Source organism: Hoeflea sp. AS16, from assembly GCF_038900095.1.
Classification (GTDB): Bacteria; Pseudomonadota; Alphaproteobacteria; order Rhizobiales; family Rhizobiaceae; genus Hoeflea.
The window spans coordinates 193,892-209,773 of record NZ_JBBMQQ010000001.1; the positions used below are offsets into that span (position 1 = coordinate 193,892).

18 protein-coding genes and 1 pseudogene are annotated in these 15,882 nt (G+C 59.0%); 14 read left to right on the top strand and 5 right to left on the bottom strand.

Features of this window, described 5'->3' with window-relative positions:
• Positions 1-16 precede the first annotated feature (16 nt).
• The gene (locus WNY80_RS00895; protein ID WP_342885454.1) at positions 17-175 is read right to left on the bottom strand and encodes a helix-turn-helix domain-containing protein; all 159 of its coding nucleotides are present in this window, start codon (positions 173-175) and stop codon (positions 17-19) included.
• A 388-nt stretch (positions 176-563) separates the two neighbouring features.
• Here WNY80_RS00895 and WNY80_RS00900 point away from each other — a divergent pair.
• From WNY80_RS00900 to WNY80_RS00920, 5 genes and pseudogenes are all read left to right on the top strand, one after another.
• Positions 564-668: pseudogene (locus WNY80_RS00900) on the top strand (DDE-type integrase/transposase/recombinase); the annotation flags it as partial.
• Between the two features lie 157 nt (positions 669-825).
• Positions 826-1,737 carry an ABC transporter substrate-binding protein gene (locus tag WNY80_RS00905; protein WP_342885455.1) on the top strand — a complete coding sequence of 304 codons (912 nt, stop codon included), beginning with the start codon at positions 826-828 and terminating at the stop codon, positions 1,735-1,737.
• A 106-nt stretch (positions 1,738-1,843) separates the two neighbouring features.
• Positions 1,844-2,968 carry an ABC transporter permease gene (locus WNY80_RS00910; RefSeq protein WP_342886280.1) on the top strand — a complete coding sequence of 375 codons (1,125 nt, stop codon included), beginning with the start codon at positions 1,844-1,846 and terminating at the stop codon, positions 2,966-2,968.
• Positions 2,965-3,900: an ABC transporter ATP-binding protein gene (locus WNY80_RS00915; protein WP_342885456.1), complete on the top strand. Its 936-nt coding sequence runs from the start codon at positions 2,965-2,967 to the stop codon at positions 3,898-3,900. Before WNY80_RS00910 ends, WNY80_RS00915 begins: the two co-directional genes overlap by 4 nt.
• Complete coding sequence (locus WNY80_RS00920; protein WP_342885457.1) at positions 3,897-4,649, top strand: ABC transporter permease; 753 nt, start codon at positions 3,897-3,899, stop codon at positions 4,647-4,649. The genes WNY80_RS00915 and WNY80_RS00920 overlap by 4 nt, the downstream gene beginning before the upstream one ends.
• Before the next feature lie 121 nt (positions 4,650-4,770).
• Here the strand turns inward: WNY80_RS00920 and WNY80_RS00925 are convergent, their stop codons facing one another.
• Both WNY80_RS00925 and WNY80_RS00930 read right to left on the bottom strand, forming a co-directional pair.
• Positions 4,771-5,973: an OsmC family protein gene (locus tag WNY80_RS00925; protein WP_342885458.1), complete on the bottom strand. Its 1,203-nt coding sequence runs from the start codon at positions 5,971-5,973 to the stop codon at positions 4,771-4,773.
• A 149-nt stretch (positions 5,974-6,122) separates the two neighbouring features.
• A complete protein-coding gene (locus tag WNY80_RS00930; RefSeq protein WP_342885459.1) occupies positions 6,123-6,890 on the bottom strand; it encodes a GntR family transcriptional regulator in 768 nt (255 codons plus the stop codon).
• A gap of 206 nt (positions 6,891-7,096) precedes the next feature.
• Here WNY80_RS00930 and WNY80_RS00935 point away from each other — a divergent pair, with 206 nt between their 5' ends.
• From WNY80_RS00935 to WNY80_RS00965, 7 genes are read left to right on the top strand one after another with little or no spacing between them, the layout of a single operon-like run.
• On the top strand, positions 7,097-7,306 hold the full coding sequence (locus tag WNY80_RS00935) for a hypothetical protein (protein ID WP_342885460.1): 210 nt from the start codon (positions 7,097-7,099) through the stop codon (positions 7,304-7,306).
• A gap of 19 nt (positions 7,307-7,325) precedes the next feature.
• Positions 7,326-8,765, top strand: coding sequence for an aldehyde dehydrogenase family protein (locus tag WNY80_RS00940; RefSeq protein ID WP_342885461.1), 1,440 nt, complete (start codon positions 7,326-7,328; stop codon positions 8,763-8,765).
• Positions 8,766-8,802: 37 nt separating this feature from the next.
• Positions 8,803-9,789, top strand: a complete 987-nt coding sequence (locus WNY80_RS00945; RefSeq protein ID WP_342885462.1) for a TRAP transporter substrate-binding protein — start codon at positions 8,803-8,805, stop codon at positions 9,787-9,789.
• Entirely contained in the window at positions 9,789-10,313 is a 525-nt protein-coding gene (locus tag WNY80_RS00950) for a TRAP transporter small permease (RefSeq protein ID WP_342885463.1), read from the top strand. The genes WNY80_RS00945 and WNY80_RS00950 overlap by 1 nt, the downstream gene beginning before the upstream one ends.
• Positions 10,313-11,632, top strand: coding sequence for a TRAP transporter large permease (locus WNY80_RS00955; protein ID WP_342885464.1), 1,320 nt, complete (start codon positions 10,313-10,315; stop codon positions 11,630-11,632). The genes WNY80_RS00950 and WNY80_RS00955 overlap by 1 nt, the downstream gene beginning before the upstream one ends.
• 15 nt (positions 11,633-11,647) lie before the next feature.
• Positions 11,648-12,466, top strand: coding sequence for a glutathione S-transferase family protein (locus WNY80_RS00960; protein ID WP_342885465.1), 819 nt, complete (start codon positions 11,648-11,650; stop codon positions 12,464-12,466).
• A gap of 15 nt (positions 12,467-12,481) precedes the next feature.
• Positions 12,482-13,237: a glucose 1-dehydrogenase gene (locus WNY80_RS00965; RefSeq protein WP_342885466.1), complete on the top strand. Its 756-nt coding sequence runs from the start codon at positions 12,482-12,484 to the stop codon at positions 13,235-13,237.
• A gap of 97 nt (positions 13,238-13,334) precedes the next feature.
• Here the strand turns inward: WNY80_RS00965 and WNY80_RS00970 are convergent, their stop codons facing one another.
• Positions 13,335-13,823 carry a cytochrome b/b6 domain-containing protein gene (locus WNY80_RS00970; RefSeq protein WP_342885467.1) on the bottom strand — a complete coding sequence of 163 codons (489 nt, stop codon included), beginning with the start codon at positions 13,821-13,823 and terminating at the stop codon, positions 13,335-13,337.
• A gap of 105 nt (positions 13,824-13,928) precedes the next feature.
• Positions 13,929-14,231 carry a hypothetical protein gene (locus WNY80_RS00975; RefSeq protein WP_342885468.1) on the bottom strand — a complete coding sequence of 101 codons (303 nt, stop codon included), beginning with the start codon at positions 14,229-14,231 and terminating at the stop codon, positions 13,929-13,931.
• A 26-nt stretch (positions 14,232-14,257) separates the two neighbouring features.
• Here WNY80_RS00975 and WNY80_RS00980 point away from each other — a divergent pair, with 26 nt between their 5' ends.
• Both WNY80_RS00980 and WNY80_RS00985 read left to right on the top strand, forming a co-directional pair.
• Entirely contained in the window at positions 14,258-14,539 is a 282-nt protein-coding gene (locus WNY80_RS00980; RefSeq protein ID WP_342885469.1) for a hypothetical protein, read from the top strand.
• The gene (locus tag WNY80_RS00985) at positions 14,506-15,438 is read left to right on the top strand and encodes a hypothetical protein (RefSeq protein WP_342885470.1); all 933 of its coding nucleotides are present in this window, start codon (positions 14,506-14,508) and stop codon (positions 15,436-15,438) included. The genes WNY80_RS00980 and WNY80_RS00985 overlap by 34 nt, the downstream gene beginning before the upstream one ends.
• Positions 15,439-15,882: the final 444 nt, after the last annotated feature.

Below are 15,882 nucleotides of genomic sequence, written 5' to 3' on the forward strand. Positions count from 1 at the left end.
CGCGGCCCGCACGATTTCAGGCTGCGGGTAGGGACCTGCTTGCCACGATGAGGTGCCGCACGAACATGGTGCTCATGCTGGCCGCCGTGAGATTGAATTCTCGCGCCAGCCGGGCCTGCGAGGCGTCGCCCATGCGATCGAGTGCATCGAGGATGCGTGCCTGCCGATGCGTCACAGATGCGGCGCCACTGTCCGGAGCTAGCCATAGGGGAAGGGCGAGGATAGTGGCTGTGAGGACGTCCGCCATATCTGCGTTTCATCACATTCCTCGCGCCCAAATAACGCAGCAGCTGCTATCTGTCGCTGCGCGGTGCTCACAGCCCAAAGCCCGCTGATCGATCCAGGTAGTTCGGCGAGGTCGTCAACTGTGAAGATGCGGGGATCCGAGATTCGCACTGCGCTGTCGATTTTAATGCCCCTGTCTACCGCCAGGCCTGTTTGCTTTGCCAAGCCGACATTGGGCCGGATGCCGGCGCAGGCGACAACGATTTCCGCTTCGATAACCTGTCTGTCTGCCATTACAACGCCACTTACACGTCCGTCGCCGAGGATTTCTGCGACATTCGCGTCGGATCGCCGGGACCTATGTCAGTATCCGCGGCAAGTGGCGCTATCTGTACCGCGCCATCGATAGGCACGGGAAGCCGGTGGGTTTCTTGCTGACTGCATTGCATGTTTGGTGGTAAATTGGGGGTGCCCGTCGATTTTTTTGGGGGACCTCTATCTTTTGCGGGGCTTGGACTTATATGCGCTGTCGTGCTTCGCGTTTGTCGCGGATATGCCAGTATTGCTCATGCAAAAACTCTCTTGAAGGAGACCGCGACAATGCGTTTTCGACCCAACATAATCGCAACCACCCTCGCACTCCTTGTCACGACGGCTTCCGCGTCGGCGCAGGTTGTGGTGTCATCCAAGATCGATACCGAAGGCGGTGTGCTTGGCAACATCATCCTCTCGGTGCTCAATGCCAACAACATCGAGACCACGGATCGCCTGCAACTGGGCGCGACGCCGATCATGCGGCAGGCGATCACCGCCGGCGAGATCGACATCTATCCCGAATATACCGGCAATGCCGCATTCTTCTTCCAGAAGGCCGATGATCCTCTCTGGACGGATGCCGCGAAGGCCTATTCGGAAGCCAAGTCACTTGATTACGACGCCAACAAGATTGTCTGGCTGACGCCGTCGCCGGCCAACAACACCTGGGCTGTTGCGGTTCGCAAGGATCTTGCCGAGGCCAACCAGATCAAGACCTTCAGTGATTTCGGCGCCTTCGTCGCAAGTGGCGGCACTGTCGTTCTGGCCGCCTCTTCCGAATTTGTGAATTCGCCTGCCGCTCTGCCGGCCTTTCAGACCGCCTATGGTTTCACGCTGAACCCGGATCAGCTGATCACGCTTTCGGGCGGCGATACGGCAGCAACGATCGGGGCTGCGGCCAACCAGACCAGCGGCGTCAATGCGGCCATGGTGTACGGCACTGACGGCGGCATCGCCCCGTCCGGTCTGGTCGTGCTTGAGGACGACAAGTCGGTGCAGCCGGTCTACCAGCCGGCGCCGATCATTCGCGAGGCGGTTCTCACTGAGTACCCGGAAATTGAGGCGCTGCTGAAGCCGGTGTTTGAAAAGCTCGACCTGGTGACACTTCAGGACCTCAACGGTCGAGTCCAGGTCGGTGGCGAGCCGGCCAAGGCGGTGGCCGAAGACTTCCTGAAAGCAAACGGCTTTCTGAAATAGGATGGCGCGGTCTGCCTCTGATCCTTGGAAGCAGGCCGCGTCCGGTGCTGACGGGGATCGCGGCTCGGGCCTTCGCTTTGACAAGCTTGGTGTGGTCCTCGCTCTCATGGTCGCCTATGGCGCCTTTGCCGCCCCGTTCGTGACTTTTCGGGCCAATCGCATCGTGCCTGGCGAAGGCCTCTTCCTGCTTGAAGCCCTGCCGCCCGGCCTTGGCATGGCGCTGGCCATTGCCTTGCTGGTTGCCGGTCTGGTGGCGCTGGTTCGCGCGCCAATCCTGCTGCGCCTGTTGATTGCTTCGGTCATGCTTCTAGGCCTTGCCGTCACCATCGGCATTGCCGCCAGCAATCTGACGCCCGAGGGAGACAGTTATGCGCGCATTGCGCCGGCGTCCGGCTTCTGGGTGCAGGTGTTTGCCTTCGCCCTGATGGCAGCCGATGCTATCGCCCGCCTCAATCCGAAACCGCTCACGCGGGTTGCCTTGCTTGCGGTGGCGCTGGCGGCTGTCGGCGTCTTCCTGACGTCGGGGCTGTGGGCCAGTCTTTCGATCCTCAAGGAATATGCCAGCCGCGCCGATGCCTTCTGGGCCGAGGCGCTGCGGCATGTCCTGCTTGCCGTGGGGTCGCTTGTGGTTGCAGCGATGGTTGGCGTCCCGCTCGGGATCCTCTGCCACCGGGTGGAGCGGTTGCGTGCCGGGGTGCTGAATGTGCTCAACCTGATCCAGACCATTCCCTCGATCGCGCTGTTTGGAATCCTGATCGCCCCGCTGAGCTGGGTGGCGATCAACGTTCCGGGCGCCAGCGCGCTCGGCATTCGCGGCATCGGTGCAGCACCCGCCTTTGTCGCCCTGTTTCTCTATTCGCTGCTGCCGGTGGTGGCCAACACGGTGGTTGGCCTTGCCGGCGTGCCGCGTGAAGCCAACGAGGCGGCGCGCGGCGTCGGCATGACCGGCGCCCAGCGGTTGACGCGGATCGAATTGCCGCTTGCCCTTCCGGTTATTCTGACCGGCATCCGGATCGTGCTGGTGCAGAATATCGGCCTTGCGACCATCGCCGCGCTGATCGGCGGCGGCGGCTTTGGCGTGTTCGTGTTCCAGGGCATGGGGCAGACGGCCATGGATCTTGTGCTTCTCGGAGCGGTGCCGACGGTGGTTCTGGCTTTCGCATCGGCCATCGTCCTGGATGCGCTTGTCGATTTGTACGCCCCCGCGGGCACAGCTGGAACAGTCAGATGATTGAACTTGAAGGTCTCACCAAGCGCTATGATCAGACGACAGTGGTCGCCGATATCTCGATGGTCATGGAGCCGCATAGCGTCACCGTGGTGGTGGGTACCTCAGGGTCCGGCAAGACAACGCTGTTGCGGATGATCAACCGGCTCGTCGAGCCGACCTCCGGCACGATCCGCATCGACGGTGAAGACATCAGCACGCTTCCGGGATTCGAACTCCGGCGTCGCATCGGCTATGCGATCCAGGGGCACGGGCTGTTTCCCCATCGCACCGTCGCCCAGAACATTGCCACCGTCCCTGATCTGCTCGGCTGGGACAAGGCCAGGATCAAAGCGAGGGTGGCGGAATTGCTTGAACTGTTCCAGCTTGATCCGGCGATGTTTTCCGACCGCTTTCCACATGAGCTCTCCGGCGGCCAGAAGCAGCGCGTGGGCGTTGCGCGGGCATTGGCGGCCGAGCCGAATGTGCTTTTGATGGACGAGCCATTCGGGGCGCTCGATCCGATCATCCGCACCAAGGCGCAGATTGATCTCTTGGAGATCCAGAAGCTGTTCGGAACCACGATCATCCTGGTCACGCATGACATGGATGAGGCCTTTCACCTGGCAGATCGCATCGCGGTGATGGATGCGGGCGCACTGGTGCAATACGCCACGCCCTCGGATCTGGTGAGACAGCCGGCCACGGGTTTTGTCCAGAGCCTGATCGGGGAGAATGAACGTGCCTTCCGGCTGTTGTCGATCGACACGGTGGGCCATGCAGTTGAGCCGGGCACGGCCCAAGGCGCGTCGCTTGTCGAAACCACCAGCCAGAGGGACGCCTTGTCCGAGCTGTTGTGGAGCGGCCGTCAGGCAGCACCGGTTGTCGGGGCCGATGGCTCGCCGCTTGGCAAGGTGACGCTCGAAGCCCTGTCGCGCAGGGCTGCCGGGCCATGACAGGGACATGGTTTCCATGGCTCGCACGAGCTGGCCTGTTGTCGCTGCTGGTGGCCTTTCTGCTGTCGCCTGACTGGTTCGAGCCGCTGCTGAGGCCTCTGGCCCAGGAAAATGCGCCGGTGATCTACAATCAGGGCAGCCTGCTGACGCTGACGCTGCTGCACTTGCGCACAGTGGCGATTGCGACGGCGGCGGCGACTGTGGTGGCGGTCTTGCTCGCCATTCTGGTCACCCGTCCGTTCGGGGCGGAATTTCTGCCGCTGTCGCGCAGCCTGGTCAATGTCGGCCAGACCTTTCCGCCGGTCGCGGTTCTGGCGCTCGCCGTTCCGGTGCTTGGCTTCGGTGAAAAACCGACGCTGGTTGCCTTGTTTCTGTACGGGCTGCTGCCGATTTTCGAAAACACACTGACCGGATTTGCGACCTTGCCGGGGCCGGTGCTGGAAGCCGCGCGCGGTGCAGGCATGACAGACCGGCAGCGGCTGTGGCGGGTCGAGCTGCCGCTGGCCATGCCGATCATTCTGGCTGGTATCCGCTTGTCGGTGGTCGTCAGTCTTGCAACCGCGACGATCGGTTCCACGGTTGCGGCGAAAACCCTGGGAGAGGTTATCATCGCCGGCCTGCAGACCAACAACACAGCTTTCGTGCTGCAGGGTGGCCTGATCGTCGGCGCGGTTGCTATTTTGCTCTATGATGCATTGTCCGCCATCGAGCGCGGTCTCGCCCGCCGGACCGGCTTGTCACCGGCATGACAGGCAAGTCATTCTGGTTTCGGCGCGCCGTCGATGCCGAAATGACGAATGCTTCAGTGAACTGATACGCAGCAAGGCCGGTCAATCCACCAACGCCACAGCCGGGTACTCTGAAGCAGGGTTAAACCCGCTGAATCTTCAACTTCGTTTTCAGATCTGTTTTGCAGAAGGCGTGAAGGAAGCAGGTCTGTTCCGAGATGTCCAGCATTTCGCGGGCAACGTCGTCGCTTTCGCTGGTTTCGAGATAAACATGCGTTTCCAACGGGTCTGCCCGACCTGCCTTGCCAGTGCCACCTGATGCTCCGCCAAGAGAGAAATGACTGTCCTGTACAATCCGGTAATCGCTCAGATCGAGATTGAGCATTTTCACGAAGCGGCCGAACTGGGTCATGAAGCAAAAGCCGATACCGGCCGAGATGTAGCTGTTGGCGTCAGGTGCACGGCCAAGCCCGCCGTTGACTGGCGCTTCCTCTGACAGGAAATTGAAGGATGTGCCGTGAGGGCTGTATTGCAGTTGAAGAATTTCCTTCATCCCGTCTTCGCGCAGGGTGCACGTTGCACCGATGTTGAGCGTCCGGTTTTGTTCTGTCGCCAATGATGAACCGGCTGTTTCGGTTCCGCCCCGAACCTGCTTCTTCGGCGTAATCCCCTCAGGCCAGCAGAGGGTTTTGATGGCCGGTTCGGAACCTGGTTGAACGAGAGCAAACCTGTTCCCCGGATCCGGATAGACCGGCCCGTCTGTTCGCAGCGCCTTGCCGTTGGGGATTTCGATTCCATTCTTGGAGAGCGTAAACAGGCTTTCGAGTCTGCCGCGCATCAGGCCATTCAGGGGAGATGCGTGGACAGCGTTCATGAGGAACTGTGTGAGACTGGCGTCGTCAAGGTCGCAATCGATCTCGACCTGAAGCTCGACCGGCAAGGCACCTCCAACCATGGTGCGTTTGGGCATGGAGCCAGTCATTGTGTAGTAATTGTCCTGAGTGAGCTTGAGTTTCCTGATCTTGACATTCTGCTGCTTTGCCAGCGCCGTGATCTCGTTCATGTAGCTGGCAATCATCCCTGATGTCAGGAAGGCCAGCGGGCAGGGGGCAGCGTCGTGCCCGTCGAGATAGGGGCCTTCGTCGCTGGCCAGACGCCAGACCTTTCCGGTACGGCTGGACGCCACCAGGGCCTCTTTCTGAAATACGGAAAGGGAGCGAACCCATGTCCGCAGACTATCGCCCATCCTTGCTTCCGGTGCTTCAATGCCGACGTCAGCGGCATCCATGAGTTCAAAGAACAACGGTAGGCCGCTGTCGGCGAGTGTGTTCGGTCCTAGTGCCATGGGGACGTCCTCTTCGTGTCAGACAAGACCGCGCGGAACGCGATCCGTATAAGGGGGGAGTGGTCGAGGCTGTGGGAAAACGAGCCGGCGACGACCGACTTTGCCAAGGATTGAGATCCAGCCTTTCTCATAATCCGCAGTTGCTCCGCCTATTCTGCATCGGAGTCCGCATGCGAGAGCTGGACACCGGAATAGCTGATCAGATCCGCTACAGTGAGTTCCTGGTTTCTCTTCTCGAAAACCTCGATGTACTCAATCATTGTATTCGAGTGTTCGCGCATCATGCCTTCGGCGCGCACGGCATCCCCCTTCTGGATTGCCTCGAAAATGACCTTGTGTTGGGAGTTGCCGAGTTTCAGGCGAAACAGGCTGCGGTCGACTCCCTCTCTCGTCGACAGGACCTGCCGGTCGAAAACCATCGAGCCCACCTCCAGCATGGGCAAGTGGCTGATACGGTTGCAGGTGAAGCTGACAAACTCGTTGCCGCATCCCTCAAGGACTGTCTTGTGGAACAAGGCATTCTGGCGCTGGATCAGCCGCAGAGAAGCATCGTCCATCTTTCCGGCTGCGGCCAGACGGTCGATTTCATCTATGGCAGCTTCCAGGTTCGGGAGGATGTTGTGGCGGCCGGGTGACTGCGCCATCAGGCGGGCTGCAAGACTTTCGAGATGACCACGCACCTGAACCGCCTGCATGATGTCGGCCACCGTCGGACTGTTGACGAAATAGCCCCGGCCTTCGCTACGGCGTACCAGACCTTCTCGTTCGACCAGGCGTAAAGCCATGCGAACCGGCGTTCTGGAGACATTGTGAGTTTCACAAAGCTGCGCTTCCGAAAGGCGTTCGCCTTCCTTGTAGGTGCCGTTGATGATGTCGCTTCTGATCCGAGCGGCAAGTTCTGTGTCGATAGATTCCATGAAAGCAATCAGCCAATTTGGGATCCCAAAGTCAAGGATGAATGTTTAAATTCTCAAAAATTTGGAAATTTGGCTTGATTTAGGATCCCGAAATGGTGTTATCCTGAGTGTGGCACGACGAAAGCCGGTCAGTGCAGGCTGTCGCGATGGGTTTTTGGGATCCCAAAACTGCGCAAGGCCTGCCTAGCCAATCTTGGGAGGATGCAATGGCTAACACTTGTCTCGGTCCCGGTCCCGGTATCGGCCTGGCGTTGGCGTCTGCGCTAGGCTTTTCTGCGCAAACGGCTGCCTGCGAAGAGTTCACAGTCGCGACATTCGTGCCGCCGCAGCACCGCACCAACGCCACGATGATCGGCCTTCTCAGCCTTTTTCCGCAAATCGCACTTTTCCTGCCACAGACGTTCGTCGGCGGATAGCAGCAACAGGAGCCGTTCCATGAAGACGAATACTGCCGTCAAGACACTTCAGCATTTCATTGGCGGGGAGTGGGTCGATGCCGAGACGAATGCCACTTTCGAAGTGCTGAATCCGCTGGACGACAGCCTTTACGCCAATGCTGCGAAGGGAACAGGCGGCGATATGCGCAAGGCTGTTGCTGCAGCCAAGTCCGCCTTTTCCGGATATCGGGAAACCTTGCCCAAGGACCGCGAACGCTGGTTGTTGCGCGTGGCCGAAATCATGGAGGCGCGCAAGGCCGAGCTGCTCGATTGCCTGATCGACGAGATCGGCTCGCCAATCCAGAAGGCCATGTTCGAATTCGAAAAGGGCCTGACCATGGTCCGTGCCGCCGCCGGCCTGTGCCGGAATGTGCGGGGCGAAACCATTCCATCGGATGCACCGGGCAAATTCTCGATGTCGATCCGGGAGCCGCTCGGGGTGGTCGCAGTGATCACGCCCTTCAACGTGCCTCTGATCAAGACGACACGGCTTGTCGCCAATGCTCTGGCCGTTGGAAACACGGTGGTTCATCTTCCCTCGGAAATGGCGCCGCACCTCTCGCTGCTGTTTGCCTCGATTGTCGCCGAGGCCGGGTTCCCGGAAGGGACGTATAACGTCGTCACCGGTTACGGACATGAAATCGGCGATGCCCTGACCGGCCACAAGGACGTGGATTTCGTCACCTTCACAGGCTCCTCGGTCATCGGTCAGCACATCAACGAGATCTGCGCCAGGAACAAGACCCGCAATACACTGGAACTGGGCGGCAAGAGCCCGACGCTTGTGATGGCCGATGCCGACCTCGACAAGGCGGTTCCGCTGGCTGCGCGCTCGATCTTCATGTTCGGGGGGCAGGCCTGCATCGGGTCCAGCCGGTTCTATGTCGAGCGACCGGTCTATGACGAATTCGTCAAGCGGTTCGCCATGATTACCTCAAAGGTCGGGATGGGGGATCTGCGTGATCCCAACACCGTCATCGCACCGATCATTTCGCAGCGGCAGAGGCAGCGGGTGAAAGACCATATCGCCGATGCGGTTGCCAAGGGCGCGACGATCGTGACCGGCGGGGAATGGGAGGGCAATCGTTGCCAGCCGACGCTGATGACCGGCGTGACCGAAGAGATGACCGTCTGCAAGTCTGAAACCTTCGGGCCGGTCACCTCGATCTACCCGATCGACAGCTATGAAGAGGGTCTCGAGAAGGCCAACGATACCGACTATGGCCTGTCTTCGGCGATCTTCACCAAGAACATCGACCGGGCGTTTCACTTCGCGCGAAACATCGGTGCGGGCATGTGCCACATCAACGGCCCCACCATTCATGACGAGGCGCATGTGCCGTTTGGCGGCAATGGCGAAAGCGGTGTCGGCCGCGAAGGCACAGATGCCGATATGGAAGCCATGACGGAACTGAAATGGGTGACCATTCAGCTGTGAGAGCAGTGACCAAAATCAATCTGGAGGAGGAAAGACCATGACATTGAAACGAGCAATTCTTGCAACGGTAGCGCTTGGCGCTCTGAGCGGCGCCGCTCTGGCGCAATCCGAGTTCACACTGAGCTACTTCATGGGGCCGAAGCACCGGTTCAACGAGGCGTTCTTCACGCCATTTGCGGACAGGCTGGCCGAATTTTCTGGCGGTGAGCTGACGGTCAAGCAATATGCCGGCGGTACACTCAATTCAAACCCGGCGCTTCAGTACTCGACCGTTGTCGAGGGGGTAACGGACGTGGCGTTCGGCATTTCGAGCTACACTTACGACCTGTTCCCGATTTCCAGCGCCATCAGCGTGCCGGGGGTCTGCAATTCCGGTATCGATTGCACCGAGGCGCTTTGGCGTGCCCGGGACCTGATCGAGAAGGAGTTCAACGCCAAGCTGATCGCCATGTGGTCGAATGAACCGATGGCCATCGTGACGCGCGACAAGCCGATCAGGACGTTGGAGGATTTCAAGGGCCTGAAGATCCGTGTGAGCTCGAACATCGAGGCGGACTTTCTTTCTGCTCTGGGCGCAGCCCCGGTTTCGCAGTCGGTATCGGAGATCAACCAGAACCTGGCCAACGGCACCATCGACGCCATTGCAATCGACCCGACCTCCATTCGCGACTTCAAGCTTTATGAGCCTGCGAATTACGTCACGCTCGGGATGCCAACTTCCGGTTTGGCCTTCTGGTTGCTGATGAATAAGCAGAGTTACGAAGGCCTGTCGGATGAAGGAAAAGCCTGGGTCGACGCGGCGTCGGGACGTGAATTGAGCGTCGCAGGCGCCAATCTGACAGAAACCATGGCGGAGGGTGCGCTTCAGGTTGCTCGCGACGCCGGGGTGGAAATCATCACGCTGTCGCCTGAAGAAACCGCGCGGATTACCGAGGCGTTTTCTGCCCCATTGGCCAAGTTCAAGGCCGAGACGTTCAATGGCGTCAGCGGTGCTGACATCTATGCGGCTATGAAGGGCGAGTGATGTCCATGCCCGGCAAGTCGTTACCAAAATGGCTTTTCCGCACTGGCGACCTGTTCGCCTTTGCGGCCGGGCTAGCAGTCGTGATCCTGGTCCTGATGACCGTGGTCGCAGTGGTTGGCCGATATGTATTCGGCCAACCTATCTTCGGCATCGAAGATGTCTCCCGCGTATTGCTGGCCTTCATCGTTGCCGGTTCAATTGCCTATGGCGCAAAGCGCGGCGCCCATGTGCATGTCGACGTGATCTCGATGCAGGCCGGTAGTAAGATCCTGGTAATTACCGACATCATTGCTCGTCTTGTCGGCATCGCAGTCGTGTCTTTCACCGCGTATTCCCTGTTCTCAAAGGGGCTTTGCGGCAAGGCCTGCGGATATTTCACACCCAATCTGAGTATTCCCTACATGCCGTTCTACTTCGCTCTTTCCCTGAGCATGGCGCTATACGGTTTGATTCTGGTGGTCGATCTGTTCACCGGAAACCCGGTCGAGGAGCACACCCCGGAAGAAGAAGGGGAGCTGTTCTGATGCCATCCGATATCACGACTGGAATCATGGGGTTCGTCATTCTGCTGGTTCTGTTGGCAATTCGCGTCCCAGTGGGCACGGCCATGCTGGCTGTTGGTGCCGGAGGCATCTGGGTCCTGCATCCGCGTGGCGAGGTGGCAGTGTTTGCCACGCTGGCGGGCGAAACATTCTCGGTGTCCTCGCTCTATTCAATGACCATCCTGCCGCTGTTTGTGCTGATGGGAAATCTCAGCGGTGTGTCAGGCATGAGCCGCGATCTCTACAGTGCCGCTCATGCCTGGTTCGGCCACCTCAAGGGCGGGCTTGCCTCGTCCACGATTGTGGGCTGCGCCGGATTTTCAGCCTTGTCGGGATCATCGCTTGCCAGCGCTGTCACGATGGGCCGCGTGGCAATCCCAGAGATGAAACGGTTCAACTACTCGGATTCGCTGTCGACCGGATCCGTCGCGGCGGGGGGCACGCTGGGCATCCTGATCCCTCCGTCGGCGGGTTTCGTCATCTATGCCATCCTCACCGAGGAAAGCATTGGCCGGCTGTTCATGGCCGGCGTGTTGCCGGGGCTGACGCTGATGGGCTTGTTCATCGCGGCAATCATGATCCAGGTGTCGCGCCATCCGGAGCTCGCGCCGGACGCTCTGCCCAAGGTTTCGCTGCCAGAACGGCTTCGGGCACTGGCGCGGGCGCGCTGGATCATCGGCATCGTCGTGATCACTGTTGGCGGCATTTATGGCGGCGTGTTCTCTGCGGTCGAAGCCGCCGGCATCGGGGCATTCCTGGCATTTGTTGCCACGCTCATGCGCGGCGCTTTCCGCTGGCCGGAAATCAAGAAGGCCATGGGAGACACGCTGGCCTCAACAGCAACCACCTTCTACATCCTGATGGGTGCCTTTGTTTTCACACCCTTTGTCGCACTGAGCGGCATACCAGACGCCCTGAGTGGTTGGGTCGTCAGTCTCGGGGCAGGGCCGTACACCGTTCTGATCATCTGCCTTATCGCCCTGGTCGTGCTGGGCACGTTCATGGAAGGGTTTGCGATCCTGGTCTTGACGCTTCCGCTGCTCCAGCCGCTGCTGGAGGGCTATGGCTTCGACATGATCTGGTTCGGGGTCCTGATGGTCATCGTGCTTGAAATGGGCCTGATTTCGCCACCGGTCGGCATCAATGTCTTCGTCGTCAAGGGCATTGCGCCGGACGTGCCGATGAACACCATATTTCGCGGAATCTGGCCGTTCTGGTTTGCCATGGCGGCGATGATCATCCTGCTGATCCTGTTCCCGCAAATCGCTCTTTTGTTGCCGAACTCGATGTTCGGGCCGTAAACCAAGGAAACAAGAATGTTCACTCTCTACCATCACGGATCTTCTGTCTGTGCCGCCAAGGTGCGGTTTGCTATGGCCGAAAAAGGACTCGGCTGGGATGGCGTCTATATCGACATCCTGAAGGGCGAGCAGTTCACCCCGGAATATCTGGCGATCAATCCCAAGGGCGTTGTTCCGACCCTGGTGCATGACCAGACGGTCATCCTCGACAGCACGGTGATCATCGAATATCTCGACCAGATCGCGCCGGAAACCAGCGTTCACCCGACTGACCCGTGGGAGCGCGCACAGGCCAGATACTGGACCAAGGCGGTGGACGAAGACCTGCATCCGGCCTGCGGCGCGGTCACCTTTGTCTGCTCGCACAGGCACACCGTTTTGAAGAACCTCGGCGAGCAGGGGGTGAAGGACTTCCTTGCTTCAACGCCGCCGTTCTCCGTCACATCGGATTGGAAAAGCCAGAAAGACGGCTTCACCCGCTACGGGTTCGAGGCTCCGGGCGCCGCGGAGAAGGTCAGGCTGTATGATCGCTATCTGCAAAAGATGGAGGAGGCGCTGAGCGGCGGCAATGACTGGCTGGTGGGCGACAAATTCTCCATCGCAGATATCGCCATGACGCCTTACGTCAACCGGCTTGCCATGATGTCGATGCGCGGCATGTGGGAAAACGGACGTCTGCCCAATGTTGAAAAGTGGTTTGCCCGGATCGAGGCGCTGCCCAATTTCAGGAAATGCCTGATCGACTGGGTGCCGGAAGACCTGACCAATGATCTGCGCGAAAACGGGGCCATGAGCTGGCCCGAAGTCGCGAGAATTCTCGAAATCGAAACCTGAGCAAAGGATGCCGCAATGGGCCGTCTAGATGGAAAAACCGCAGTCATAACCGGTGCTGCGCGTGGGATCGGAGCCGTGATGGCGAAACGCATGGCGCAAGAGGGCGCCAATGTCGTGGTGACCGATGTGTTGGATACGGATGCCACGGTCGCGGCGATCAAGGAGAGCGGCGGCTCGGCGATCGGCCTGAGCGTCAACATCACCTCAGACGCCGATCTTGCTGCCATGGTGGACGCAACTGAAAAACAATTCGGCAGCCTGGATATTCTCGTCAACAACGCCTCGATCTTTGCTGCGCTTGAGCCCAAGCCGTTCATGCAGATCGACAATGACGAATTCGACAAGGTCATGACGGTCAACGCCAGAGGCGTGCATCAGGCCACCAAGGCGGTGGTTCCGGCGATGTTGCGCGCCGGAGGCGGCAAGATCGTCAATATCGCGTCCGGCACGTTTTATTACGGACCTCCCGGGCTGTCCCATTACACAGCATCAAAAGGTGCTGTCATTGCGTTGACGCGCTGTCATGGTCGCGAACTGGGTGACAAGAACATCCAGGTCAACGCCATCGCACCGGGGCTCACCGAAAGCGAGGCCCTCAAGGGCAACACGGGATTTGATCCCGCGCGGGCGCCAACCGTGCAGTCCCGGTCGATCAAGCGGGAAATGGTGCCGGAGGATCTTCTGGGTTCCCTGATGTACCTGATCACGTCCGACAGCGATTTCGTGACCGGACAGACGCTGAACGTGGATGGCGGCAAGATCAACGTCTGAGCAATGGCGCCATGGCCAAACGCCATTCTCTCTTGCCCCTGGTTGGGGCGAGAGCGAGCCGCTGTGACAGAATTTCCTGGCCGCGCAGTTGCCGGCCCTAGTTCTCGGCCCGCAGCATCCGGTTGATCAGACCTGTTCGCATAACGAATTGCTGGAACAGCGCGGCGGTAAAATGGAGTGCAACCAAGCCAAGAAGCGGGAATTTCAATGTGGTGTGGATGAAGTCCGCGGTCTCACTTCCGCCGAACCATGTGGCCAGACCGGTGATCGGCAGGATCAACATCAGTGCGTAGAGCGACCAATGGGTGAGATGCGCCAGTCCCTTGAGCAGGGGAGGCTCTTTCTCCGGCAAGGCGGGGGCGCCACGTGTCAACCTGAGCGCCAGCCGCCAGATCGCCAGTGCCAGGATCATCGATCCGCAGGCAATGTGGAACCAGACAAGAAGGCCTGTTTCGGGCATTTCACCCTTTGATACTGCCTCCCAGGCAGCGACGATGGGATCATGCAATGCAAACTGTGCGACGATCAGAACCGCCATGCTCCAATGCAACCAGATCTGGGAACGTGAATAACCTTTGGGGTTCATTTTCGGATTCCTTCTGTGCCGGACACAAGCATAGCCGTCTTGCGAATATGGACAGTACCAATTCGGCCCGAATATGAAAGCGGGACTGTAATTGACCGAGGCTGGTCACATCGGACGGGCCCCAAATCGTTGGCACCGTCCGCTGATCGTATCTTGGCCGTGATAGGCTTGGCTGACGGCAAAGCTGAATTCAAACCAGTGCCAGAGAACGATCTTGTCTTCGCGCACCTTGGCGCGTAGCGCCAAGGTGAATTCACCGGTTTGCTTATCCGGTTTCGTGGTGATCGGGTTTATCTTGCCAAAGACTGCGACAATACCGAAGCAGACATTCATTCGTGCCACCCACGCTGCGGGTTTCGGCCCATTGCTGCCGTTCGTGTCATCCGCACCGAGTGGCAGGTCCAGCATTCTTCAGTTTCAAGGAACGTCATGGGTTGATAGCTGTTGCCGCACAAAATGCCGATGGCGCAGTGAAAGACAGCTGCGACTTCAAGTTGGATCATTTCGACACGGACTATCGGGATGATTGGCAAAAGCCCAAGAAGCCGGAGGAAATCCATAAAAACCGGCTGGAAAACCACCTCAAAAGGGTCAAAAATACAGTCAGGAAATGTGATCATGAAAACTGCCGAAACCAGCAATGGCATCGGGGCTTTCTTGCAAGAGATGAGATAGAGATCGAATGCCGGATCCGCTGTTTTATGGCGATGAAATAGCGGCTTTACCCGCGTTTCGTACGCTTGCCTACCTGGATGGCCCGCCGGATGATCCGCGGGTTGCGGCCGCCGTTGGCGCGATGTTTGAGGCGTTTGTCGAACGGTTTGGCGACGGTTTGGGGCTGATGTCCAAGCGTCTTGTGGGCCGTACCGGCAAGCCTTCAAAGGTTACCCCAAAGGCGCTTAAAGACCTCCGTAACTGGATCGGAGCGCCGGATCGGCTGGATTCTGGCGCAGGCGTGCGCCTTGGTTCGGTCAACACCGAAGAGCTTCCCCCCGCAATACCGTGGTTTCGCCTTGAGCAGCGCTACGATGATCAAACGATGGTGGAAATTTCCGTCGCGCCAGATGCGCCCAGTTTACTTGGCTTTGCCGATGAAATCGCGGACGATTTGGCCACGGCTCCGATGATCTGTGCGGCTCAGGGTTTTGGTTTTTTCCTGCCCCCGGCCCATGACAGTCTCAATTGGCTGCTGCCGCGCCTTTCCACGCGCTATAAAACGGCTCTTTTGCACACGCTTGATATGCCATCCTGCGGTTTGCGGCGCGCCCATTCGGCAATGCCCTATACCGGCGATATGCAGCCCGGAATTACCGACATCGGTTGGCGCACTTTCATAGGGCCAGAGTATCTTGATCGCCTGCCAAAAACCTTTGATCTGCCTGCCGACGTCACCATTGCGGCAAGCGATGCGATGGTGATCCTAACGGCGGGCAAAACGCCGATTTGGGGGGATGCAGTTCTTGGAGAAGATATTGAAACCTACCGCGCCATTGCCGCAGCCCTCGCCCCCGTGCGCTATCCCTATGCCATTGCGGTACACCAGAACTTCGGTGGCGATACGGCCGCTGCAGATCAGGCTGATCTTATAAAAGGCCATTACCATAGACTGGATTAGTCGATGAGAAGAGGCAGCGGATTTCACACTTATGTTTGCTTTACAGAGCAACATGGAGTCCATGCGCATTCTTGCAAAGCCCGGTACAGTTGGCCCGGCTTGAAGCGAACCGCTGCTTTTGCGAGTTCGGTCTCAAATCACGATGCACGTCCGACGTGAGGGTGTATTGCGGCCCGGCTCGTTCGGTGCCGGCTGTTGTCAGCCTGCTTCTGGATGAACTGGTCCGGAAGCAGACATGAACTGACTGGGGGAGGCGACTGTGGATTGGTCGGTTTCAATCGCCAAGCCCGGGCGGATGGACCGGTTCCATCGTTGGCCGGCGCAAGGCTGGTCAAGGGAAGATGGCGCGGAGACGATGCGAGTACATCACTGTCTCCACGCAAATATCCAGCTCGCCTCGCGGTGCTGAATTGCCAATGCGTTGCAATTGTGGATCCGCGCGAC